Origin of the sequence: Bacillus thuringiensis (assembly GCF_001455345.1) — a bacterium.
GTDB classification, from domain to species: domain Bacteria; phylum Bacillota; class Bacilli; order Bacillales; family Bacillaceae_G; genus Bacillus_A; species Bacillus_A thuringiensis_N.
Genome location: NZ_CP013274.1, coordinates 1,147,911 through 1,169,662 on the forward strand (window position 1 = coordinate 1,147,911; position 21,752 = coordinate 1,169,662).

Consider the following 21,752-nt stretch of genomic DNA (forward strand, 5'->3'; position numbering starts at 1 on the left):
CTTAGGGTGTCTTTTTTTAGATTTATATCATCAATTATTACGTTACATATGTTTCTTGTACCAAGCTTTGTTGATGGATTTACAATTTGCAGGTGTTGAAGTTTTAGATTTATCCTTGGGTGTAGCTATATTATTAGAACATCCTGCAATATGTAGACAGAATGTAGTTAATAAAAACCATAGTATTAATTTTTTCAAATTACCACTTCTAACTCTTTTTTAATTAACATTTTTTCATAAAATAAATTCCTTACTAATTTTACATTGCATGTAAGGGTGGGAAATATTCTTATACTCATAAATTGTTACATTTGAGTGGGTAGGGAGGTTTTTTGCGCCGATTTTCAAAAGGACTTGGTTAATTTATGCATATATCTAATGTGTAAAAGTAAATCCTACAATAATCCAATCTCTATTCTAACTATCCGATTACTTGTAAGTTTAGATCCTGACGCTAAAAAGAAAAACATCCTCTACACAGAGGATGTTTTTCTTTTTAGCGGTAGTTAATGAATTGTACGTCAATTGGTAAGTCAGCACTGCGAACTGCTGCGATGACTGCTTGTAAGTCATCACGGCTTTTCGCTGTAACACGTACTTGGTCATCTTGTACTTGTGTTTTTACTTTTAATTTCATTTCTTTAATGATGTTGTTAATTTTTTTCGCGTTATCTTTATCGATACCTTGTTGAAGGGTTGCACGTTGGCGAACTGTGTTACCAGTCGCAGCTTCAACTTTTCCGTAATCCAAGTTTTTAATTGGAACGTTACGTTTTACAAGTTTAGAAATTAGAACGTCTTTTACTTGGTCTAATTTGAACTCATCGTCAGAAGTTAAAACTAGTACTTCTTTTTCTAATTTAATATCACTTTTACTTCCTTTAAAGTCATATCGGTTTTGGATTTCCTTTAATGCGATGTTAATTGCGTTTGTTACTTCAGGTAATTCTACTTTCGAAACGATGTCAAAAGAACTATCTTTTGCCATAGTTAGCACCTCCAAATAAATTTCTAATCTTTTTATGTACTGTACATACTAAAGTATAGCTGAAAACGAGCTTAGACTTAAGTGTTTTCATACTTATAATCATGTAACCTCATTTTATTATAGTGAATTTTGGGCAGTTGGACAAATAAAGGGAAAATCGTGTTATAATTAACTTTTGTTTGGAATGATAAAAAAGATAATTTTATCCCGCATTAACGGGCATTCAGTTAGAGCAAAGAAGTTAAGTGGGAGATCCACTGCCGTAAACGCCCGATTGGTGAGGGCTGATAATCAGTGGAAAGGAACAAAACCCCCACTGATTAAAGTTTCACTTTATATAGAGAAGGGAATTAAAAAATATGTATTTACAATTAGGATCGATTGAACAGGTAACTGTTTTACGCGAAACGGAAATCGGATATATGGTTGGGAATGAAGAAGAAGAAATTTTCCTACATAAAAACGAATTAGTTGGAGAAATTGAAGAAGGCGATACGATTGATGTATTCTTATACCTTGATCATCAAAATCGTATTTCAGCAACAATGAAGGAGCCACTTATTACAACTTTTGATTGGAACTGGGTAAAGGTTGTAGAAGTTATTCCTAGTTTAGGTGTGTTTGTTGATATTGGTGTATCAAAAGATATACTAATCCCAGCCGATGAGTTTCCAATTTATATGCCAGTATGGCCAGAAGTAGGCGACGAATTATATTGTACATTAAAATTAACGAATCGTGATCGTTTAATTGCTCTTCCGGCAAGAGACAGTGATATGCAAGAAATTATCGTAGATGCGACGCCATCTATGCGTAATAAAAACGTAAATGGACGTGTGTATCGTTCACTTCAAGTTGGTTCATTCATACTAACTGATGAGCATTTCCGTGCTTTCTTACACCATACAGAAAGAAAAGAACAAGTCCGCATCGGTGAGCGTGTAACGGGCCGTATTATTGACGTGAAAGACGATGGTACAATTAACATTTCACTTCTTCCTCGTAAAGAAGAAGGAATGGAAGATGACGCTGCTGTAATTTATGACTATATGGAAGAACGAGGCGGAGCAATGCCATTTTGGGATAAGAGCCACCCAGAAGATATTAAAGAACGTTTCAATATGAGTAAAGCTGCATTTAAGCGTGCACTTGGTAAGTTGATGAAAGAAGAAAAGGTTTACCAAGAAGAAGGTTGGACGTACTTTAAGAAATAAAGTAAATAGAAAGCACCACCTTATATTTGTAAAATATAAGGTGGTGCTTTCTTAATTTCCTTGCTCATGTGCAAGAGTAAACGTATCTTCCAACTCACTATCGTTTATTTTAATATTTGCCTTTTTTAATTCTTGTTGTAATAATTTTTGACCAAATGTAGGATCGGCAATACGTTCTGCTTCTAAGTTTTTGCGGATGGAGTCTTTCACTTCATCGTAAGGTTTTAAATCTTTTTTACCAGTTAGTTTAATAATGTGATAGCCATTTGGTGATTTGACGGAATCGCTAATTTGACCAATTTTTAGTTTGTAGGCAGCTGTTTCAAATTCAGGTGTCATTGTACCTGAATTGAAGTATCCAAGGTCTCCGCCTTTCTCTTTTGATAGTAGATCTTGCGATTCTTGTTTTGCTAGTTCTTCAAATGAAGCACCAGCATCTAATTTTTTCTTTATTTCTTTCGCTTCATTTTCGTCACTTACTAAAATGTGGCTCGCTTTAATTTCTGGTTTGTAGTGGTCTTTCACGTCTTTTTCTGTAACACTTTTTTTAATTGCTTCATTCATAGCAAGTTTGAATTTAATTTGATTTTTGAAATCAGCTTCATCTTTTAAACGATTGTTTTCTAGTACCGCTGTGAATTGATCACCGTATTGATTTTTCGCTTTTTGTACTTCTTTATCTACATCAGCGTCAGATACTTTATATTTTTTCGTGATAACGTCTTGTGCCATCATTTCGTATAACATGTCTTTTCCGTAACGATCTTTTAACTGCTTTTCGAAGTCGCTCTTCGTAATGGTTGAGTCTGTTGCCGTAGCGACTGTAGCTGAGCTATTTTTTTGCCCGCAAGCAGCTAGCATTAATAAGCTTATTAGTGCAGTAATAATGAAAATATGTTTCCCTCTCATGCTAACACCTCATCCGAATATGTTATCGCTATTGTAGAATATAGAAGTGAACATGAAGTGAATTTTTAATGTTTTTTCCTGTAAAATGTAAAAAAAGTACACCAACAATTTTGCTGGTGTACGATGAAATCAAAGGTGATCGGTCTTTTTAGAATAAGAATGCTTACCTTGCTCTATATTTTTTTGTTCTTGCTCATTTTTTTGTGCGCGTTTTGCATTATTATCGCGTGCTTTTTTGTCGTTATCACTCGTATGTGGCATATGTATCAACTCCATTTCTAAACGTTGTACGTTTATCATTTCCTTTTTCGTAAAGACTATGTATAGTGGTGCATTCATGAATAATAAAGGTGGATTAGAAATGGATTTGAAGTTGAATTATACCGAACTTATAAAGAAGTTAATCGTTGTAATCATTGCAGGTTTATTAAACGCGATTGGAATGAATTTATTTTTAACACCAGCGAAAGTGTACGCGAGTGGTTTTGCTGGATTATCTCAATTATTATCACAAATATTAGGAGATTTTTTATCTATTCATATATCTACAGGAGTATTGTTTAGCTTATTTAATATTCCCGTCGTTATTTTAGCGTGGAAAAAGGTTGGGAAAGCTTTTACGTTTTTTAGTTTTTTGTGCGTTATTTTTATGACGTTGTTTTTAGAAATTATCCCAGTTCGAGCTGTTTCGAATGATATCATCTTGAATGCAATTTTTGGAGGGCTTATTTCGGCAATTGGAGTAGGGATCGCGTTAAAGTGGGGGGCCTCTACAGGTGGTTTAGATATTATCGCCATGATTTTATCTAAAATAAAAGATAAGCCTGTCGGTACGTATTTTTTCTTCTTTAATGCACTGATCATTATTGCTGCTGGCTATGTGTATGGGTGGGAAAAAGCATTATATACTTTGGTGACTTTGTATGTGTCAACGCGAATCATCGATGCGATTCATACGCGTCATGTGAAGATTACAGCATTAATTGTTACGAAGAATGGGGCAGATGTAAGAAAGGCAATTCACTCACGCTTAGTGAGGGGGATTACAACGATACCGGCAACAGGTGCTTATACAAATGAAAATAAGGAAATGTTAATGATTGTTATTACGCGTTACGAACTGTATGAATTAGAGAGGGTTATTAAACAAGTGGACCCAGGTGCATTTACAAACGTACTGCAAACTGTTGGGGTGTTTGGACTGTTCCGAAAAGATTAAAGAGGACCAAAGCTGGTCCTCTTTTTTAATGTAAATTCGTAATGTTTTGCAACTGCTCCTGCATTTCGCGTAGCTGAACTTTTTCAGCTGTTGAAGAGTTTGCGTAAGCAGAGTGCAAAGCGTTTTTGGCTCTGTATACGAGATCTTGTTGCTCAGCACCGCTTGAACAAGATACGGCATTTGCAACAGCATCTCTAGCTTGTTGGAATAGTAAGTTCCCCATTTAGACCCCTCCAAAAGAAGAGTTGCTTCTCGCTTTTTCTGCCTCAGCTAATGTACCACGGTACGGGAATCTTGCATCATGCTTCATAACAGCATCGGCTCCTTGTTGGATAAAACGTTTTGATTTGTTCTTTTTACCCATTCGAAAAACCCCCTTTATTTAGCTGAAAACAATCGACGCGCTGACTTTTGCGTCTAATCATAGTATGAGCGTTTGGCGAGAAACTATAAGTAGGGAATTTTTAGATTACAACCCAAGAACCTCTTCTAAATATAGTGCAATACCATCTTCTTCGTTCGTTAACGTTGTATGGTTTGCAAGTGATTTTAATTCAGGAATTGCATTTCCCATTGCGATGCCGTGACCAGCAAATTCAATCATTTCAAAGTCGTTATCTTCATCACCGAAAGCGATAATTCGTTCTTGTGGAATGTTGTAATGACTAGAAATTTTTTGTAATCCAACAGCTTTATTTAACCCGCTTTTTACGATTTCAATAATCGGCCAAGGTGCGCCCCATTTTCTATGGTCAATTACTTCAGCGTGCATATCAGTTAAATGTTGACGAATTGCACTGGAATGCTCGTCATGTGCATCAATTAATAAGCAAGTTGGATGATCGTTTAAAATATTTAATAAGTCTCCTGTAAAAATCTTTGGAGAACCGAATTCGAAAATATGTTTTTTATCTTCATCAATTTCACGAACATACACATCGTCCATTACTTCAGCGTATATATTTTTTACGCCAAAATCAAAGCAAGCTCGGACAATTTCTTGGGCTGTTGCTAGCTCAAGAGGAGAGTGATGTGTTCCCCACTTTGAATCAAGAGGATGATGTACGTAAGCACCGTTAAAGTTTACGATAGGTGTGTTCAGGCCAAGTTCTTTATAGTAATCATAACTAGCACGGAATGGACGCCCTGTTGAAATAACGACAATATGTCCTTGTTCCTTTGCTTTTGCAATTGTATGTTTCGTTCGAGTGGAAATTATTTTGTTGTCTGTTAATAATGTGCCGTCTAAGTCTAATGCGATTAAATGTTGTTTGTTCATAATTTCACCTCTTATAATAATTTTTTTGTTTTTATCTGTATTTCCGTTTTTAATATGCAGAAATAAGAGGTTAGACTGGGTGAGACCACCATAGATGGAAATTTCACTATATATCCATCTTACGTCGCAAAGTGCTGCGGTGTCTACTATTTCTCGTTGGAAATTAAGAAAAGTCAACATCTTTTTGGAAAGTTCAAACAATGTTTCTTTCATTATGTACAAATTGTGAAAAGGGTTACATTGCTCGTATGATGAGGCTTATAATGAACATGTAATCTTCTCGTATATGTTTGACTCTCCTTTGAAACTGGCCTAGAGTAGGTTGGTTTCTTTTTTTCTACAAATAGGAAGGAAATCCCTGCTTTAAGCTTGTGTCATTCATGTATATGTACAAGAACGAAATGTAGTACTTGTTTCCTAAACATGACAGAAAAGCTTTCTTTTAAAATGGATATACTAATGAGGCAAAGACGTCATGGAAGGAGAATGGAAATGGGACAAAATCGTAGGTTTCGTTCTGGGCAAAAAGCGCCGAATGATGGCATTTATGTGGAAATTGGTGAAACGGGAAGTATGGTAAAAGACCCGCAAATGGTGAAACTAACTGCTGGTGACAAGTTTCCAGATAACACAAATCATAACCGCCAGTGGACGTATAAAAGAAAACCGTAACAGAAGCCGCAATTATTATTGCGGCTTTTTTGTCGTCACATATTATAATTTCATTTACCGTATATTTTTCAGGCGTATCATGCATGCTCCTTTTTTCTTTTTCCAATAATAAGTTTGAAAATACATAAGCAAAATTATTGTATAAAAAAGTCAGTTGGCGTATAATCAAATCAAAGGTCAAAGAAAGTCAAACTTTTGGAGGGCTGTAAAGATGGACTTAAATCAAATGACAACAAAAACACAAGAGGCGATTATGAGTGCCCAATCTTTAGCGGTATCTCATCATCATCAAGAAGTAGATACTGTTCATCTCTTGTTTACATTATTAGAAGAGCAAGATGGGTTAGCAGTACGTATTTTTCAAAAAATGAATGTCGATATAGAAGCGTTAAAACAAGGCGCTGAAAGTTTAATTAAGAAAAAGCCTTCTGTAACGGGAAGTGGTGCAGAAGCAGGCAAATTATATATAACAGGTGCTCTGCAACAACTACTTGTAAGAGCGGGAAAAGAAGCAGAGAAATTACAAGATGATTATATTTCAGTCGAGCATGTATTGCTTGCTTTTTCTGAAGAAAAAGGCGATATAAACCAATTATTCACAAGATTTCATATTACGAAAGATAACTTATTACAGTCTTTAATGACAGTTCGGGGGAATCAAAGAGTGACTAGTCAAAATCCAGAAGCAACATATGAAGCGTTAGAAAAATATGGCCGTGATTTAGTGGCAGAAGTGAGAGCGGGGAAAATTGATCCTGTTATCGGGCGTGATAGTGAAATTCGCCGCGTCATTCGCATTCTTTCACGTAAAACGAAAAACAACCCGGTTTTAATTGGTGAGCCAGGTGTTGGTAAAACAGCAATTGTTGAAGGATTAGCACAGCGTATTGTGAAAAAGGACGTACCTGAAGGTTTAAAAGATAGAACAATTTTTGCGTTAGATATGAGTGCACTTGTAGCTGGCGCGAAATTCCGTGGTGAATTTGAAGAACGTCTGCAAGCTGTATTAAATGAAATTAAAAAGAGTGAAGGCCGCATTTTATTATTCATTGATGAACTGCACACAATCGTCGGCGCTGGTAAAACAGAAGGTGCGATGGACGCAGGGAATATGTTAAAACCGATGCTTGCGCGTGGTGAACTGCATTGTATCGGGGCGACAACACTAGATGAATATCGCAAATATATTGAGAAAGATCCAGCGCTAGAAAGACGTTTCCAACAAGTATTAGCAGAAGAACCAACCGTTGAAGATACAATCTCCATTTTACGTGGTTTAAAAGAGCGTTTTGAAATTTACCATGGTGTAAATATTCATGACCGCGCGATTGTAGCAGCATCAGTTTTATCAGATCGATATATTTCGGATCGTTTCTTACCAGATAAAGCAATTGATCTTGTTGATGAAGCATGTGCAACGATTCGAACAGAGATTGATTCTATGCCGACAGAATTAGATGAAGTAACACGCCGCATTATGCAGCTTGAAATTGAAGAAGCAGCTCTTGGAAAAGAGAAGGACTTTGGTAGCCAAGAACGTCTAAAAACGTTGCAACGTGAATTATCGGATTTAAAAGAAGTTGCAAGTGGTATGAGAGCGAAATGGGAGAAAGAAAAAGAAGATATTCACAAAGTTCGTGACTTACGTGAACATTTAGAGCGTCTGCGCCGTGAATTAGAAGAAGCAGAAGGGAATTACGATTTAAATAAAGCAGCGGAACTTCGTCACGGGAAAATTCCTGCGATTGAAAAAGAGTTAAAAGAAGCAGAAGAAATGGGCGCACATAATAAACAAGAAAATCGTTTATTACGTGAGGAAGTAAGTGAAGAAGAGATTGCTGATATTGTTTCACGCTGGACTGGTATTCCTGTCGCGAAACTCGTTGAAGGGGAACGCGAGAAATTACTACGCCTAGAGCAAATTTTATCAGAGCGTGTCATCGGACAAGAAGAAGCGGTAAGCCTAGTATCAGATGCAGTTCTTCGTGCTCGCGCTGGTATTAAAGATCCGAACCGTCCGATTGGTTCCTTCATCTTCTTAGGACCAACAGGTGTTGGTAAAACAGAACTTGCAAAAACGTTAGCGCAGTCTTTATTCGATAGTGAAGAGCAAATGATTCGTATTGATATGTCTGAGTATATGGAGAAACACGCTGTGTCACGCTTAATTGGTGCACCTCCTGGATATGTTGGATATGAAGAGGGCGGTCAATTAACAGAAGCAGTAAGACGTAAACCGTATTCTGTTATTTTGTTAGACGAAATCGAAAAAGCGCATCCAGAAGTATTCAATATTTTATTACAAATGTTAGATGACGGTCGCATTACAGATTCGCAAGGACGTACAGTAGACTTTAAAAATACAGTTATTATTATGACGTCAAATATTGGATCTGCTCATTTATTAGATGGATTAGAAGAAGATGGCTCCATTAAAGAAGAATCAAGAGAGCTTGTAATGGGACAATTAAGAGGACATTTCCGACCAGAGTTTTTAAACCGTGTCGATGAAATTATTTTATTCAAACCTCTTACAGCGAATGAAATTAAAGGTATTGTTGATAAAATTGTAAAAGAATTACAAGGTCGTTTAGCTGATCGTCACATTACGGTAGAATTAACAGATGCTGCGAAAGAGTTTGTTGTAGAAGCTGGATTTGATCCAATGTACGGAGCTCGTCCATTAAAACGATATGTACAACGTCAAGTGGAAACGAAACTAGCACGAGAATTAATTGCAGGAACGATTACTGACAATAGTCACGTAGTTGTTGATGTTGAAAATAACGAGTTAGTCGTGCGTGTGAAATAAAAAAAGAGTTCGGATAAAATCCGGACTCTTTTTTTAGTGTTGTTCTACTGGCTCGTTTGGAATTGCAGCTGAAATTGCTAGTACTAATACTGCAAGAACAACTGAGAAAATAGACGCTTGGTTAAAATCGTATGTACCGCCAGTCATAGAGCCGATTACGTAGCTCATCATATGTACAAGCAAGAACGACCAAATTAATGCCCAAATGAAACGCATATTTTACACCTCTATTCGTTCAATCTGTCCTTATTGTAACACAATTGAAAAAAGAATATAGAAAAATATTTGTAGATTTTTCAACGCAAATTTGCATTCTGTTCATACATTATAAAAGAGTACTTTTATACGTTTAGAAAATAAGGCGGGGGAAAAATGAGTATTACGGAACGTTTTTTTTACTTAGAAAAAGAACCATGTGTTATTTATTTACCGGAGAAGCCAAATGGATTTTCTGTCATGCTTCTTGGTGATTACAACTATTTTATTGAGAATGGTACAAGTTTATGGACACAGCATGCGGGTAGATCTTATTTTTTACATGGCCTTATTGAGGAAGGCTATACGGTCTTTTCTTCTAATTTATACGGAAGACATTGGGGAAATGATCAATCTGTTCGTCTAGCAAAACGCCTATATGACGTTGTTTTGAGAAAAGAGACATTGAATGCGAAAATGCACATTATGGCAGATGGTATGGGGGCACTTGTAGCACTTGAAATGATGAACAAATATCCTGAATGTATACGCTCTGTCATTATGCTAAATCCGTGTTTAGATTTACCAGAATATGTGGAGTTTGAGAAAGAGCATAAGTTTTTTTACAAGAGACTCGTGAAGGAATTAAGTTTAGCGTATGATTCCAAAGAAGAAGAATTAGAATCCAAAATAAATAAGAAATCATTTACGCTTCTTCCATCCTGTGTACCTGTTAAAGTTTTCGTATCAACACAAGAAAAAAGAGGTAGAAAACAGTTGTTACGTAAATACGAGAAAATGAGGCAATTCAATCAATGCGATACTTCTGTCTTATTCCATCTGCAAGATGTGAAATATAAAATGGTTAGGCAAACGACTGATTTCTTTAAAAAATATGAAGAAGAATTGTGAAGCTCCCATATACATAAATGAGGAGCTATTTGTTTCAAGGAGAAAGGGTTGGTGGTATGGAGCGCGTGCTAATTGTAGGTGCACTTACGTTTGTAGGTTATCACCTTGTGAATAAAATGGTTGCAGAAGAAGTAGAAGTGTACGGTCTTGATTTTGATGAATTCGAGAATATGACAAAAATTAATGAAGAGAAGTTATTGTTAATTGGCCGAAATGCGTTATTTACGTATTATTCGATAAGAGACGAAGATGGATGGAAATCAGTAGAAGGAGAGAAGTTCGATACAGTTTACTTTTGTTTGTATGAACCAAATCAACAAAGCGGCTTTCGAAATGAAAGAGTTATATTACAGTATTTAAAGCGAATTATAAGACTGTGTGAAGAACATAAAGTGAAGTTAAATCTAATTTCTTCTATTGAAGTAGGAAGCGCAGATGAGTCCGAAAATAAACGTCTATTTTCGAAAGTGGAAGAAAGCTTGAAAAAAGGAGAGGTACAATATAGTGTATTTCGAGTTCCTACATTATATGGTCCATGGCAACCATCTTTTATGATGTACCATCAGCTCATTTTATCAGAACTGGGTGAGAAAGAGTGCCATTATACGAGTGAGGAAAACGCCAGTGATCTACTGTACGTTGAAGATGCATGTGAATACTTATGGGAAAATGGAATGAACGAGGAGCATCTCGGCATATACAATTTACTTAGTGGTAAAAAGTCACTATGGAAAAAAGGTATGAACCTTCTGGGTGCAGAGGATAAAGTGAAGAAAGAGAATGTGGAAGAAAGAGATTCAGCTGTAGAGATTATTTCGATAAAAAGAAATACGCCGTTAGAATACGGTTTAAATAAACAATTGGCACATATGAAAAAATATAAAGAGTTATACGAAGGATAGCGAGCGTGTTACACTATGTATGTGAAAGTTTTAATGGAGAGGAAGAACATAATATGAATGAGAAAAGCATGCAATTTTTACAAATCGCAATGAAGCATTTACCAGAAGCAAAGGCCATTTTAGATGATAATGGAATTGCGCTTGATATGGAGAAAGCGCAGCCGGTGTTAGAGTTGTTAATGAAAGTTATGAACGAAGCTTATGAGCTTGGAAAAGCAGATAAAGAATAAAACCCTTCTTTTTTGAGGGGAGAGAGGCCCGAACCGTAAGTATAAGTGGTTCGGGCCTTTTTATATTTTGAAAAGACAGGGAAAGGTATTTTTCTGTTTCTTTTCATAAACAATAAAGTGAATAATGCGCTAGCTTTATGTTTTAGCTGAAATATATTCTAGACAAAAATACATTTATGTTTTAAAATTAGTACCAAGTCATAATAATTGATATAAAACGGAGGGCTGCGATGTGAACGTGGGCATTTTAGGGATCGGAAGATATGTGCCGGAAAAAGTAGTCACAAATCACGATTTAGAGAAAATAATGGATACATCCGATGAATGGATTCGTACGAGAACAGGGATTGCGGAAAGACGCATTGCCGATGATACAATAGATACTTCATATATGGCCGTAGAGGCTTCTAAAAAAGCGCTTGAAGATGCAGGGGTTAGCGGAGAGGATATCGATCTTATTTTAGTAGCAACAGTAACGCCAGATCGTGCTTTTCCAGCAGTGGCTTGTGTCATTCAAGAAGCAATTGGCGCAAAACATGCAGCTGCAATGGATTTAAGTGCAGCGTGTGCTGGCTTTATGTACGGAATGATTACAGCGCAGCAATTTATTCAAACGGGAACTTATAAAAATATACTAGTAGTCGGTAGTGATAAACTATCTAAAATTGTAGATTGGAACGATCGAAATACAGCAGTACTATTTGGAGACGGAGCCGGTGCGATCGTAATGGGAGCTGTTTCAGAAGGTAAAGGCGTTCTATCTTTCGAATTAGGAGCGGACGGAAGTGGCGGTAAGCATCTTTATCAAGACGAGTATGTTATGATGAATGGCAGAGAAGTCTTTAAATTTGCGGTTCGTCAACTTGGTGATTCTTGTCTTCGCGTTTTAGATAAAGCTGGTCTTACGAAAGAAGATGTGGATTTCTTAGTACCACATCAAGCGAACATTCGTATTATGGAATCTGCAAGAGAGAGATTAAATTTACCACAAGAAAAAATGAGTATGACAATTGAGAAGTTCGGTAATACATCAGCTTCTTCCATTCCGATTGCAATGGTAGAGGAATTGCAAAACGGACGTATTCAAGATGGTGATTTAATTATACTTGTTGGTTTTGGCGGCGGATTAACATGGGGAGCAGTCGCTCTTCGTTGGGGTAAATAAGGACTGAGAGAAAAAAAGGAGTGTATTTTGTATGGAAAAAAAGAGGGTCGTAATTACAGGACTAGGAGCTGTTACACCGGTCGGTACAGATGTTGAAACAGCGTGGGAAAACATTAAAAAGGGTGTATCTGGAATCGGACGACTTACAAGAATTGATCCGGAACTATTTCCAGCAAAAGTAGCAGCAGAAATTAACGACTTTGAAGTCGAGAAATATATTGATAAAAAAGAAGCGCGCCGTATGGATCGCTTTACACAATATGCAGTAGCAGCAGCGAAAATGGCAGTTGCAGATGCAAAGCTTGAGATTACAGAAGAAAATGGACCTCGAATTGGTGTATGGATTGGTTCTGGTATTGGTGGTATGGAAACATACGAAGAACAATTTAAGATTTTTACTGAGAAAGGCCCGCGCCGTGTGAGCCCATTCTTCGTACCAATGATGATTCCAGATATGGCAGCAGGCCAAGTATCAATCGCAACAGGAGCAAAAGGAATTAACACTTGTTCTGTAACGGCTTGTGCATCTGGTGCAAACTCAATTGGTGATGCGTTTAAAGCAATTCAGCGTGGTGATGCTGATGCAATGATTACAGGTGGAGCAGAGGCGCCGTTAACAAGTATGGCATTCGCAGGATTTAGCTCAGCGAAAGCATTAACATTCAATGAAGATCCAGCAACAGCTTGCCGTCCATTCGATAAAAACCGTAGTGGTTTCGTAATGGGTGAAGGTTCAGGTATTTTAATTCTTGAAGAATTAGAGCACGCATTAGCTCGTGGTGCTCACATTTATGCGGAAATCGCTGGTTACGGTGCAACTGGTGATGCATTCCATATTACAATGCCGGCTCCTGGCGGTGAAGGTGGCGTGCGCGCAATGCGTCAAGCTTTAGCAGATGCAGGTCTACAGCCAGAAGATATTGATTACATTAATGCGCATGGTACAAGTACGGATGCGAATGAAAAGTATGAAACGATGGCAATTAAAGAAACGTTCGGTGAGCACGCGTATAAAGTAGCAATCAGCTCAACGAAATCAATGACAGGTCACTTATTAGGAGCTGCTGGTGCTGTTGAAGCGATCTTCTCTATTAAATCAATTACAGATGGAGTAATTCCTCCAACCATTAACTATGAAACACCAGATCCAGAATGTGACTTAGATTACGTGCCGAATAATGCGAGACATCAAGAAGTAAACGCGGTGTTAAGTAATTCATTAGGATTCGGTGGTCATAACGCAGTATTAGTATTTAAATCGTATAAATAATAGATGAAATAAGGAGTTTTTTCGCACTATATTGCGAAAAAACTCCTTATTTATTTTTACGTCTTTTTCTCCTTTTGCATATACATAAGAAAAAGGAGGGATGAAGATGGGGATTGTTGAAACAGCTGAATGGTTACATCTATATTATGGACGGCCAGAAAAGCTTTGTGAGAAGTTTACGAAGTATATCCCGCTGCCAAAAGAAAGGTTGTATCGCTTTTTAATTTCTAAAGGTATGTATCGCCCGGTTATGCGAGGAGAACAAGAAATTAAGGAGTTAGAGAAAAAGGAAGTTTGGAAAGAGTTACGTGCGGAGTATGAGAAACTAAAAAGTTGGTTAAAAGGTCCAGATGTCCCTGTCTTTATTTTATTATCAGATTCTTATAATCGAACTGTACAAGAAGAGTATAACGGTAGGGCTGGATTATCTATGCGTCACGTTATTTTCTTATTCGTATGTGGACGGAATTCGGTAGAAGAATTAAAAGTGTTATTGGCGCATGAATATCACCACATATGTAGGTTACATCAAATTGAGACGAAAGAAACAGAATATACATTGCTTGATACGATGATTATGGAAGGGCTAGCTGAGCAAGCGGTAACGGAAAGATACTCAGAAAAAAACAATGCACCGTGGACGAAGTATCTTTCAAAAGAAGAGGCTATTTATTATTGGAAAAACGTTGTACATGAAAGAATAAGTGTAAAACGAGGAACAAGGGAGCACGACATTTTATTAAATGGATTTCATTCTTATCCGAAGATGCTTGGCTATGCACTTGGCTTTCATATTGTCAAAGATTGTGTAACTTTGGAAGGGAACGATACACTTTCTTTATTACCTATAGATGCGAAAGAAATATTGAATAAAGCAAATACATTTCAGATATAAAAAACAGGAGCTCTCTTTCCTGTTTTTTTAGTATTAATAGAAGAAAAAATAATAATTAGAATATATTTCCTTAGGTGGAATAAAGTTAAGAAAAATTGAACATAATGATTGATACAAACAGTAGTGAAGTGAGGGGTAGTGAATGTTATATCTACATGATGTATGGGTAAATTGGTTTGAAGGTGAAGAGAATGGGTATAACGTTTGTCATTTTTACGAATGGCGGAAAGATGATACGATTGAGCTATTAGATCAAGTGCCATTATTAAAAGTAGATTCCACATTATATCATTACATCGAGAACGAATTGTTAGAGCTTCCGCAAAAAATGTTGGAAGACGTACATCATAAGGCTTATATTCGTAAAAATCATGAACGTTTGCAGCAAGAGTATTGCTTTGTAGTTACAGATGGAAAAGGAATTATTGCGATTGACACAATTGGTTACAATGTACCAATTCGAAAAAGTAGACTTATACCGCGCCAAGAGCAGATGGTATATGAGATGGTAGAAAACGTACAAGCAGAAAAGTATGAGTTCCAAGTAGAAGAAATGGAAAAAGAACATCATATTTTATCACCATCACCTTTCATTATGAATGGCTTAACTCGTAAAGAAAGACAGCTAAAACAATTATTATTTATGGCGTTAGATCAATTACATACAACGAAAAACACAGCAGAAATTCGTTATTGGTTCACAGAGTGGGATCCATCAGCATATGGAATGGTTCAACATATGGAATTTGAAGATATTTGGGCTAAGCTGTATGATGAAGCGAAAACAGGCTGGTCTGAGAAGCACGAACAATTATGCGAGCGTCTTGTAAAAGGACAGCCATTTTTTGAAAAGTTATGGGAAATGGAAAACGAGCAAAAGGTAAATTAAAAAAACCGCCAATTGGCGGTTTTTTTTTATTTGTTTTAACTTAGCTTCGGCAGCAAGCTCTTCGTGTCTAAGAACCTTCCGCATAAGAAGACAAAAAGCGTCTTCTATGCGAAAGAACCTTAGCCAGTCAGAGCTGAACGAGCTGCCTCCGCTTTATATAGAAATCCAGCTCCAGCGGCAAGAATGTTCGGTGGCTTCGCGCCTTCCTGCGAGGCAAAAAACGCCTCTACGTCAGGAGCTCCATCCCCCTCACATTCTAAACGAGCTGCCTCCGCTTTATATAGAAATCCAGCTCCAGCGGCAAGAATGTTCGGTGGCTTCGCGCCTTCCTGCGAGGCAAAAAACGCCTCTACGTCAGGAGCTCCATCCCCCTCACATTCTAAACGAGCCGCTTCCGCTTTATATGTTACCTACGTTTTCTACTTAGTCCCATTGCGTTTTCTACTTTGCGTAGTTGTTTGAATGCAACGCGGTTTGCTTTTTCGGCACCTTTGTCTAGAATTTCGTCTAGTTCTGGTGAGCTGATTAGTTCGTTATATTTGTCTTGGATTGGACGAATTGCTTCTACGACTACTTGTGCTAGGTCGCCTTTGAAGTCTCCGTATCCTTTTCCTTCGTACATTGTTTCGATTTCTTCAACTGTTTTTCCAGAGAATGAGGAGTAGATTGTTAATAAGTTAGAGATACCAGGTTTGTTTTCTTTATCGAATTTCACGATACCTTCAGAGTCAGTTACGGCACTCTTAATTTTCTTTTCAATTGTTTTTGGTTCATCAAGCATACTGATCATTGATTTTGGATTCGGATCAGATTTACTCATTTTTTTCGTAGGTTCTGTTAATGACATAACGCGAGCCCCTACTTTTGGAATACGAATTTCAGGAATTGTGAACACTTCGCGGAAGCGTTTGTTGAAACGCTCTGCTAGGTCACGTGTTAATTCCATATGTTGTTTTTGATCATCACCAACAGGTACGATTTCAGTGTTGTAAAGTAAAATATCAGCAGCCATTAATGGTGGATACGTTAGTAATCCAGCTGGAACTGAATCTCTACCTGATGCTTTATCTTTATATTGCGTCATACGCTCTAATTCTCCAACGTAAGCAACTGATTGCATAATCCATCCTAGTTGAGCGTGTGCTGGCACTTCTGACTGTACAAATAATGTAGCTTTTTCAGGATCGATGCCGCATGCTACATAAAGTGCAGCAAGACTGCGAATGTTTTTACGAAGTTGTACGGGATCTTGAGGTACTGTAATCGCATGTTGGTTTACAATACAGAAATAACAGTCGTGTTCGTTCTGAAGCTCTGTAAATTGCTTCATAGCTCCTAAATAGTTTCCAAGTGTAATCGTTCCACTCGGCTGAATACCAGAAAAGATAACTGACATAAGTAATTCCTCCTAAATTTGAATGCGTGATGGGGAAGAGAAGGCAAACAAAAAAGCCCATTCATCCCAAAAAACTATAGGGACGAATGGACCGCGGTACCACCCTAATTATTTCACTACTGTGAAATCTCTCTAATCCATAATAACGTTTGGATATAACGCCAAAGCCTACTACTTTCGGTTCGGTTTGGTGCTCAAAAGCCCATTCCATACTGTACAATTACTTGTTCACACCAGCCACAAGCTCTCTGAAATTGCCTCAATATGTACTCTTCTTTGTCATCGCATACATATAAATTTATTTATTGTTACCTGAGCCCTTTTAATATGAAAGAACTAAAGTTTTATAACAAAATGTTTTGCTGATTATTATATCATATGGGATAGTGTTTGCAAACTACATCAAAATAGTAAAGCTAATGAGAGTCGAGAACAACCCAAGAACGATACCGGTAATGCAAATTGGATACGTCCATTTGAATGAATATGTTTTATAGATACGTTCTTTCTTATCGATTGGTTCCTCTACTTCTTCAATTAAAGAGTCAATTTTTTTGTTCGTACCAAATACTCTTTGGAAAGCGTAAATTGTTACGTTAAAAAATCCATTTTGAAATATGAATAAAAAACCGCCTATAAGAATAAAAAATAGTGCGATATAAAACGAGATGTTGACAAAATTCAACAAAAACTGCGATGAAACGAGGAATGCGCCAATACTAGAAGCGATTATCGCTATGAAAATTAGTATACAAGTATGAAAAAAAACTTTATTCAAAATGTTCCCCTCCGTCAAAATATTACTAGAATTATTATACTATAAAAGCTATAATATGTACTAGAATTAATTTTTTGAAAATTATACGCAATTAAAGGTCTGATTTCAAGATGATGGTAGCAATGTTAACGTATCCCTTTACAAAAAAATAAAAAAATAAACATTTTATTAAAAATTTTAACAAAAAAACAAAAAACTATATTCACAATTGTTATATTATATGTATAATGAAAATTGTAGAAACTTGGAGATTATTCTTTCAATTCTACTTTTTTACAAGTGAGGGTACAGGAAGTGCAATTAGGGGAGGCAACACAACATGAAGAAAAAGATACCGTTATTACTTGCATCGACGTTGACAGTCAGTATGTTAGGGGCTTGTAGTTACCAAAAAGAGGATAATAAAGCAGGCGCAAAAGAAAAATCCTCAAACAAGCAAGTTTTAAATCTAACTGAGACAGCTGAAATTCCAACTATGGATACGACGTTATCGACAGATGCAACATCTTCTAACATCATGAATAACACAATGGAGGGATTATATCGTCTGGGGAAAGACGATAAACTTGTTCCAGGTGTCGCTAAATCTTATGAGAAATCAGAGGATGGCAAAAAGTATGTATTCAAGTTACGTGAAGATGCGAAATGGTCTAATGGTGAACCTGTAACGGCAAAAGACTTCGTGTATTCTTGGAGAAGAGCTGTAGATTCAAACACGGGTGCTAAGTTTGCTTACATACTATTTGATGTTAAAAATGCGGAGAAAGTTAACAAAAAAGAATTGCCAGTTGAAGAACTTGGTGTAAAGGCAATTGATGATCATACACTTGAAGTGGAATTAGATAACCCTGTTCCTTATTTTGTAAGTTTAACAGTCTATCCAACATTGTATCCTTTGAATGAGAAGTTTGTAGCAGAACAAGGAGCAAAATTTGGATTAGAATCCAATACGACACTTTATAATGGTCCATTCGTATTAAATGAATGGAAGCATGAACAAAGTTTCCAACTTAAGAAAAATCCAACGTATTGGGAAAATAAAGAAGTAAAACTTGAGGAAATAAACTTCAATATTGTTAAGGATCGTTCAACTGCTATAAATTTATATGAAACGAAAGCAATTGATCGTGTAGTGTTAACATCAGAGTTTGTAGATAAATACAAATCAGATGCTGATTTCAAAACGATTAAGAGACCATCTACACAATTTATTCGCTTAAATGAAAAGAATAAATTTTTAGCAAATAAAAATATCCGAAAAGCAATTGCAATGTCCTTTGAACGTGAAAATATCGGAAAAGTTATCTTAAACGATGGTTCAGAGGGTATATATGGTTTTGTTCCGAAAGGCTTAGCAAAAGGTCCGAATGGAAAAGACTTCCGTGAAGAAAACGGAAAGCTTATAAAAGAGGATATGAAGGAAGCTCAAAAATACTGGGAAGCTGGTAAAAAAGAACTTGGTGTAGACAAAGTAGAGTTAGAGCTATTAAACTTTGATACTGATGATGCAAAAAAAATCGGAGAGTATTTAAAAGGCCAATTTGAAAAGAACTTACCAGGTTTAACAGTTCCAACTAAAATGCAGCCATTTGCTCAAAAATTAAAACTTGAAGCAAGTGGAGATTATGCAATGTCATATGCGGGATGGAGTCCAGATTATATGGATCCAATGTCATTCCTTGAAATGTATACAACAGGTAATGCGCAAAATAAAGTGAATTATGCAAATTCAGCATATGATGATTTAATTAAAAAAGCAAAAACAGAAGTTGATGTACAAGCTCGCTGGGATGCTCTATTAAAGGCAGAAAAACAACTGCTTGAAGATGCAGCGATTGCTCCAGTATATCAACCAGGAAAAGCTTATTTACAACGTGGCTCAATTACTGGCCTATTAGAACATAAATATGGCGGAGAATTTAGCTATAAGTGGGTTGAACTTAAAAACTAAAAATGGTTTCCATCATGAATAAGGGTATATGCCTATGATGGGCATGTGCTCTTATTTTAAAAAAATAAAAGTAAGAATATTTTAAACTATCTTATTGCTTTTGAGAAAAACGGGGAGGTGCTTGACTATGGGACGTTATGTATTAAAACGTTTCGTGTACATGGCTTTGACATTATTTTTAATTACTACACTGACTTTCTTTTTGATGAAATTACTTCCGGGTTCTCCGCTTAAAAACCAGGAGAAGTTATCACCGGCACAAAAAGAAATCATTCTTGAAAAATATGGTTTAAATGATCCAGTACCAGTTCAATATGCACGTTACTTAGGTAACTTAGCAAAAGGTGATTTAGGGGTATCATTCCAATATGATAACCGTCCAGTAACAGATATGATTGTGGATCGCATTGGACCATCAGCACAACTTGGTTTACAAGCGATTATATTAGGAACATTTATCGGTTTAATTTTAGGAATCGTTGCGGCACTTCGTAACAATACGTGGGTCGATTATGGAGCGACAATTATTTCCGTACTCGGGATGTCGGTACCATCGTTCGTATTCGCCGCATTACTACAATATTTCGTAGGGGTAAAACTTGGATGGTTCCCAGTAGCATTCTGGAAAGGACCAGAGTTTACAGTAATGCCTACAATCGCTTTATCGATGGCAGTTATCGCAACAATCGCACGTTTCGCTCGTGCAGAGTTAATTGAAGTTATGCAAGCTGACTACATTTTAACAGCGAAAGCGAAAGGAATTAGCCAAGGCGTTATCATTATCAAACACGCACTTCGTAACGCGTTAATTCCAGTTGTAACAATTTTAGGACCAATGGTTGCAGGGTTAATTACAGGTACATTAGTTATTGAGCAAATTTATGCTGTACCAGGACTAGGGGAACAGTTCGTTAAATCTATTACAGTGAATGACTATACAGTTATTATGGGAACTACAATTTTCTATAGTGCGATTTTCATCTTAGTTATCTTCATTGTCGATATTTTATACGGAATTATTGATCCTCGTATTCGTTTAGCGGGAGGGAAAAAATGATGAAAGATGTACAAAAATTATCTCCAGATTTATTTCAACAAGCCAATCAAAATAATGTGGATAATGAAGTCATTGCCCGTCCAAGCTTAACGTTTTGGCAAGATGTAAGAAGACGTTTGTTCCAACATAAAGGAGCAATGTTCGGTTTCGTTTTATTAACGCTTATTATCTTACTAGCAATTTTAGGACCGATGGTAAGTAAGCACTCGTATAAAGAGCAAGACTTAGGTCGTGCAAAATTACCACCGAAAATTCCTGTTATTGAAAATGTTCATTGGCTACCATTTGACGGTACAGATCAATATGGTGTTGACCAATATGAGAAACGTGATATTAAAGAGTATTTCTGGTTTGGTACAGATGATCTTGGACGTGATTTATGGACAAGAACATGGGAAGGTACACGTGTATCATTATATATCGCTCTTTTAGCAGCAGCGATTGACTTAGTAATTGGGGTTGCTTATGGAGGTATTTCAGCGTTCTATGGCGGTAGAGTAGATAACATTATGCAGCGTGTTATGGAGATTATTAACGGTATTCCATACTTAATCATCGTTATTTTAATGGTAATCATTATGGGATCTGGTATATGGTCAATTACACTCGCAATGGCAATTACAGGTTGGATAGGGATGTCGCGTATCGTTCGTGGACAAATCCTAAAATTAAAAAACCAAGAATACGTATTAGCATCTCGTACATTAGGTGCAACAAATACACAATTAATTGTAAAGCACTTAATCCCGAACGTAATGGGACCAATTATCGTAATGACAATGTTTACAATTCCAACAGCGGTGTTTGGTGAGGCGTTCTTAAGCTTCATCGGTTTAGGTATTCAGCCACCATTCGCATCACTTGGCTCTCTTGTAAATGACGGTTATAAATCAATTCAAACGTATCCGCATATGATGTTCATCCCTGCGGTTGTCATCAGTATATTAATTTTAGCGTTTAACTTAATGGCAGACGGATTACGCGATGCGTTAGATCCAAAAATGCGTAAGTAAAAGAGG

Annotated in this window: 23 protein-coding genes and 1 other annotated feature; of the genes, 14 read left to right on the forward strand and 9 right to left on the reverse strand. The window is 36.7% G+C overall.

The features are described 5' to 3' along the window. Nucleotides 1–496: 496 nt before the first annotated feature. Complete coding sequence (locus ATN06_RS06070; protein WP_001040146.1) at nt 497–988, reverse strand: YajQ family cyclic di-GMP-binding protein; 492 nt, start codon at nt 986–988, stop codon at nt 497–499. A gap of 359 nt (nt 989–1,347) precedes the next feature. Between ATN06_RS06070 and ATN06_RS06080 the strand changes: the two genes are divergently transcribed. Then, nucleotides 1,348–2,202, forward strand: coding sequence for a CvfB family protein (locus ATN06_RS06080; RefSeq protein ID WP_060629931.1), 855 nt, complete (start codon nt 1,348–1,350; stop codon nt 2,200–2,202). Between the two features lie 51 nt (nt 2,203–2,253). Here the strand turns inward: ATN06_RS06080 and prsA are convergent, their stop codons facing one another. Both prsA and ATN06_RS06090 read right to left on the reverse strand, forming a co-directional pair. Next, nucleotides 2,254–3,111: a peptidylprolyl isomerase PrsA gene (gene prsA, locus ATN06_RS06085; protein WP_060629932.1), complete on the reverse strand. Its 858-nt coding sequence runs from the start codon at nt 3,109–3,111 to the stop codon at nt 2,254–2,256. 129 nt (nt 3,112–3,240) lie between these two features. Then, nucleotides 3,241–3,372, reverse strand: coding sequence for a DUF3941 domain-containing protein (locus ATN06_RS06090; RefSeq protein ID WP_060629933.1), 132 nt, complete (start codon nt 3,370–3,372; stop codon nt 3,241–3,243). Nucleotides 3,373–3,472: 100 nt separating this feature from the next. Between ATN06_RS06090 and ATN06_RS06095 the strand changes: the two genes are divergently transcribed. Further along, entirely contained in the window at nt 3,473–4,330 is an 858-nt protein-coding gene (locus ATN06_RS06095) for a YitT family protein (RefSeq protein ID WP_000364442.1), read from the forward strand. 25 nt (nt 4,331–4,355) lie between these two features. On the opposite strand, the gene ATN06_RS06100 is transcribed toward ATN06_RS06095, so the two are convergent. The 3 genes from ATN06_RS06100 to ATN06_RS06110 form a co-directional block, all read right to left on the reverse strand. Beyond that, a complete protein-coding gene (locus ATN06_RS06100; protein ID WP_000527393.1) occupies nt 4,356–4,553 on the reverse strand; it encodes a DUF3813 domain-containing protein in 198 nt (65 codons plus the stop codon). Next, nucleotides 4,554–4,694: a hypothetical protein gene (locus ATN06_RS06105; RefSeq protein ID WP_000516816.1), complete on the reverse strand. Its 141-nt coding sequence runs from the start codon at nt 4,692–4,694 to the stop codon at nt 4,554–4,556. Between the two features lie 105 nt (nt 4,695–4,799). After that, entirely contained in the window at nt 4,800–5,609 is an 810-nt protein-coding gene (locus tag ATN06_RS06110; RefSeq protein ID WP_033691175.1) for a Cof-type HAD-IIB family hydrolase, read from the reverse strand. Nucleotides 5,610–6,101: 492 nt separating this feature from the next. Here ATN06_RS06110 and ATN06_RS06120 point away from each other — a divergent pair, with 492 nt between their 5' ends. Both ATN06_RS06120 and clpB read left to right on the forward strand, forming a co-directional pair. Next, entirely contained in the window at nt 6,102–6,281 is a 180-nt protein-coding gene (locus tag ATN06_RS06120; protein WP_000531418.1) for a YjzC family protein, read from the forward strand. 211 nt (nt 6,282–6,492) lie between these two features. Further along, on the forward strand, nt 6,493–9,093 hold the full coding sequence (clpB, locus tag ATN06_RS06125) for an ATP-dependent chaperone ClpB (protein ID WP_060629934.1): 2,601 nt from the start codon (nt 6,493–6,495) through the stop codon (nt 9,091–9,093). 33 nt (nt 9,094–9,126) lie between these two features. Here clpB and ATN06_RS06130 read toward each other — a convergent pair whose 3' ends face one another. Next, on the reverse strand, nt 9,127–9,309 hold the full coding sequence (locus tag ATN06_RS06130) for a YjzD family protein (protein ID WP_001211116.1): 183 nt from the start codon (nt 9,307–9,309) through the stop codon (nt 9,127–9,129). Between the two features lie 156 nt (nt 9,310–9,465). On the opposite strand from ATN06_RS06130, the gene ATN06_RS06135 reads away from it, so the two are divergent. From ATN06_RS06135 to ATN06_RS06165, 7 genes are all read left to right on the forward strand, one after another. Beyond that, a complete protein-coding gene (locus ATN06_RS06135) occupies nt 9,466–10,200 on the forward strand; it encodes a lipase family protein (RefSeq protein ID WP_048545174.1) in 735 nt (244 codons plus the stop codon). A 29-nt stretch (nt 10,201–10,229) separates the two neighbouring features. Then, the gene (locus ATN06_RS06140) at nt 10,230–11,102 is read left to right on the forward strand and encodes an NAD-dependent epimerase/dehydratase family protein (protein ID WP_060629935.1); all 873 of its coding nucleotides are present in this window, start codon (nt 10,230–10,232) and stop codon (nt 11,100–11,102) included. A 53-nt stretch (nt 11,103–11,155) separates the two neighbouring features. Beyond that, complete coding sequence (locus ATN06_RS06145; RefSeq protein WP_001986215.1) at nt 11,156–11,332, forward strand: ComZ family protein; 177 nt, start codon at nt 11,156–11,158, stop codon at nt 11,330–11,332. A gap of 232 nt (nt 11,333–11,564) precedes the next feature. Continuing rightward, entirely contained in the window at nt 11,565–12,497 is a 933-nt protein-coding gene (gene fabH, locus ATN06_RS06150; protein ID WP_001100541.1) for a beta-ketoacyl-ACP synthase III, read from the forward strand. A gap of 31 nt (nt 12,498–12,528) precedes the next feature. Continuing rightward, nucleotides 12,529–13,767, forward strand: coding sequence for a beta-ketoacyl-ACP synthase II (gene fabF / locus ATN06_RS06155; RefSeq protein ID WP_000412652.1), 1,239 nt, complete (start codon nt 12,529–12,531; stop codon nt 13,765–13,767). Between the two features lie 106 nt (nt 13,768–13,873). Continuing rightward, nucleotides 13,874–14,662: a DUF2268 domain-containing putative Zn-dependent protease gene (locus ATN06_RS06160; protein ID WP_060629936.1), complete on the forward strand. Its 789-nt coding sequence runs from the start codon at nt 13,874–13,876 to the stop codon at nt 14,660–14,662. A gap of 142 nt (nt 14,663–14,804) precedes the next feature. Further along, entirely contained in the window at nt 14,805–15,551 is a 747-nt protein-coding gene (locus ATN06_RS06165) for a YjbA family protein (RefSeq protein ID WP_000966137.1), read from the forward strand. 406 nt (nt 15,552–15,957) lie between these two features. Here the strand turns inward: ATN06_RS06165 and trpS are convergent, their stop codons facing one another. After that, the gene (gene trpS, locus ATN06_RS06170; protein ID WP_060629937.1) at nt 15,958–16,947 is read right to left on the reverse strand and encodes a tryptophan--tRNA ligase; all 990 of its coding nucleotides are present in this window, start codon (nt 16,945–16,947) and stop codon (nt 15,958–15,960) included. 75 nt (nt 16,948–17,022) lie between these two features. Further along, nucleotides 17,023–17,239, reverse strand: a binding site (T-box leader). A gap of 105 nt (nt 17,240–17,344) precedes the next feature. Then, nucleotides 17,345–17,725 carry a DUF3899 domain-containing protein gene (locus ATN06_RS06175; protein ID WP_060629938.1) on the reverse strand — a complete coding sequence of 127 codons (381 nt, stop codon included), beginning with the start codon at nt 17,723–17,725 and terminating at the stop codon, nt 17,345–17,347. 319 nt (nt 17,726–18,044) lie between these two features. On the opposite strand from ATN06_RS06175, the gene ATN06_RS06180 reads away from it, so the two are divergent. From ATN06_RS06180 to opp3C, 3 genes are all read left to right on the forward strand, one after another. Continuing rightward, on the forward strand, nt 18,045–19,676 hold the full coding sequence (locus tag ATN06_RS06180) for a peptide ABC transporter substrate-binding protein (RefSeq protein ID WP_060629939.1): 1,632 nt from the start codon (nt 18,045–18,047) through the stop codon (nt 19,674–19,676). Between the two features lie 127 nt (nt 19,677–19,803). Further along, nucleotides 19,804–20,733, forward strand: a complete 930-nt coding sequence (gene opp3b / locus ATN06_RS06185) for an oligopeptide ABC transporter permease (protein WP_000534165.1) — start codon at nt 19,804–19,806, stop codon at nt 20,731–20,733. Next, a complete protein-coding gene (gene opp3C / locus ATN06_RS06190) occupies nt 20,730–21,746 on the forward strand; it encodes an oligopeptide ABC transporter permease (RefSeq protein WP_060629940.1) in 1,017 nt (338 codons plus the stop codon). Before opp3b ends, opp3C begins: the two co-directional genes overlap by 4 nt. The last annotated feature ends 6 nt before the right edge of the window (nt 21,747–21,752 follow it).

Coding starts and splice junctions, on each gene's coding strand:
- ATN06_RS06100 (WP_000527393.1), bottom strand. CDS start 4,553: ATGGGGAACTTACTATTCCAACAAGCTAGAGATGCTGTTGCAAATGCC.
- opp3C (WP_060629940.1), top strand. CDS start 20,730: ATGATGAAAGATGTACAAAAATTATCTCCAGATTTATTTCAACAAGCC.
- clpB (WP_060629934.1), top strand. CDS start 6,493: ATGGACTTAAATCAAATGACAACAAAAACACAAGAGGCGATTATGAGT.
- ATN06_RS06090 (WP_060629933.1), bottom strand. CDS start 3,372: ATGCCACATACGAGTGATAACGACAAAAAAGCACGCGATAATAATGCA.
- ATN06_RS06135 (WP_048545174.1), top strand. CDS start 9,466: ATGAGTATTACGGAACGTTTTTTTTACTTAGAAAAAGAACCATGTGTT.
- prsA (WP_060629932.1), bottom strand. CDS start 3,111: ATGAGAGGGAAACATATTTTCATTATTACTGCACTAATAAGCTTATTA.
- ATN06_RS06110 (WP_033691175.1), bottom strand. CDS start 5,609: ATGAACAAACAACATTTAATCGCATTAGACTTAGACGGCACATTATTA.
- ATN06_RS06165 (WP_000966137.1), top strand. CDS start 14,805: ATGTTATATCTACATGATGTATGGGTAAATTGGTTTGAAGGTGAAGAG.
- ATN06_RS06070 (WP_001040146.1), bottom strand. CDS start 988: ATGGCAAAAGATAGTTCTTTTGACATCGTTTCGAAAGTAGAATTACCT.
- trpS (WP_060629937.1), bottom strand. CDS start 16,947: ATGTCAGTTATCTTTTCTGGTATTCAGCCGAGTGGAACGATTACACTT.
- ATN06_RS06160 (WP_060629936.1), top strand. CDS start 13,874: ATGGGGATTGTTGAAACAGCTGAATGGTTACATCTATATTATGGACGG.
- fabF (WP_000412652.1), top strand. CDS start 12,529: ATGGAAAAAAAGAGGGTCGTAATTACAGGACTAGGAGCTGTTACACCG.
- ATN06_RS06130 (WP_001211116.1), bottom strand. CDS start 9,309: ATGCGTTTCATTTGGGCATTAATTTGGTCGTTCTTGCTTGTACATATG.
- ATN06_RS06105 (WP_000516816.1), bottom strand. CDS start 4,694: ATGGGTAAAAAGAACAAATCAAAACGTTTTATCCAACAAGGAGCCGAT.
- ATN06_RS06145 (WP_001986215.1), top strand. CDS start 11,156: ATGAATGAGAAAAGCATGCAATTTTTACAAATCGCAATGAAGCATTTA.
- ATN06_RS06080 (WP_060629931.1), top strand. CDS start 1,348: ATGTATTTACAATTAGGATCGATTGAACAGGTAACTGTTTTACGCGAA.
- ATN06_RS06120 (WP_000531418.1), top strand. CDS start 6,102: ATGGGACAAAATCGTAGGTTTCGTTCTGGGCAAAAAGCGCCGAATGAT.
- opp3b (WP_000534165.1), top strand. CDS start 19,804: ATGGGACGTTATGTATTAAAACGTTTCGTGTACATGGCTTTGACATTA.
- ATN06_RS06095 (WP_000364442.1), top strand. CDS start 3,473: ATGGATTTGAAGTTGAATTATACCGAACTTATAAAGAAGTTAATCGTT.
- ATN06_RS06180 (WP_060629939.1), top strand. CDS start 18,045: ATGAAGAAAAAGATACCGTTATTACTTGCATCGACGTTGACAGTCAGT.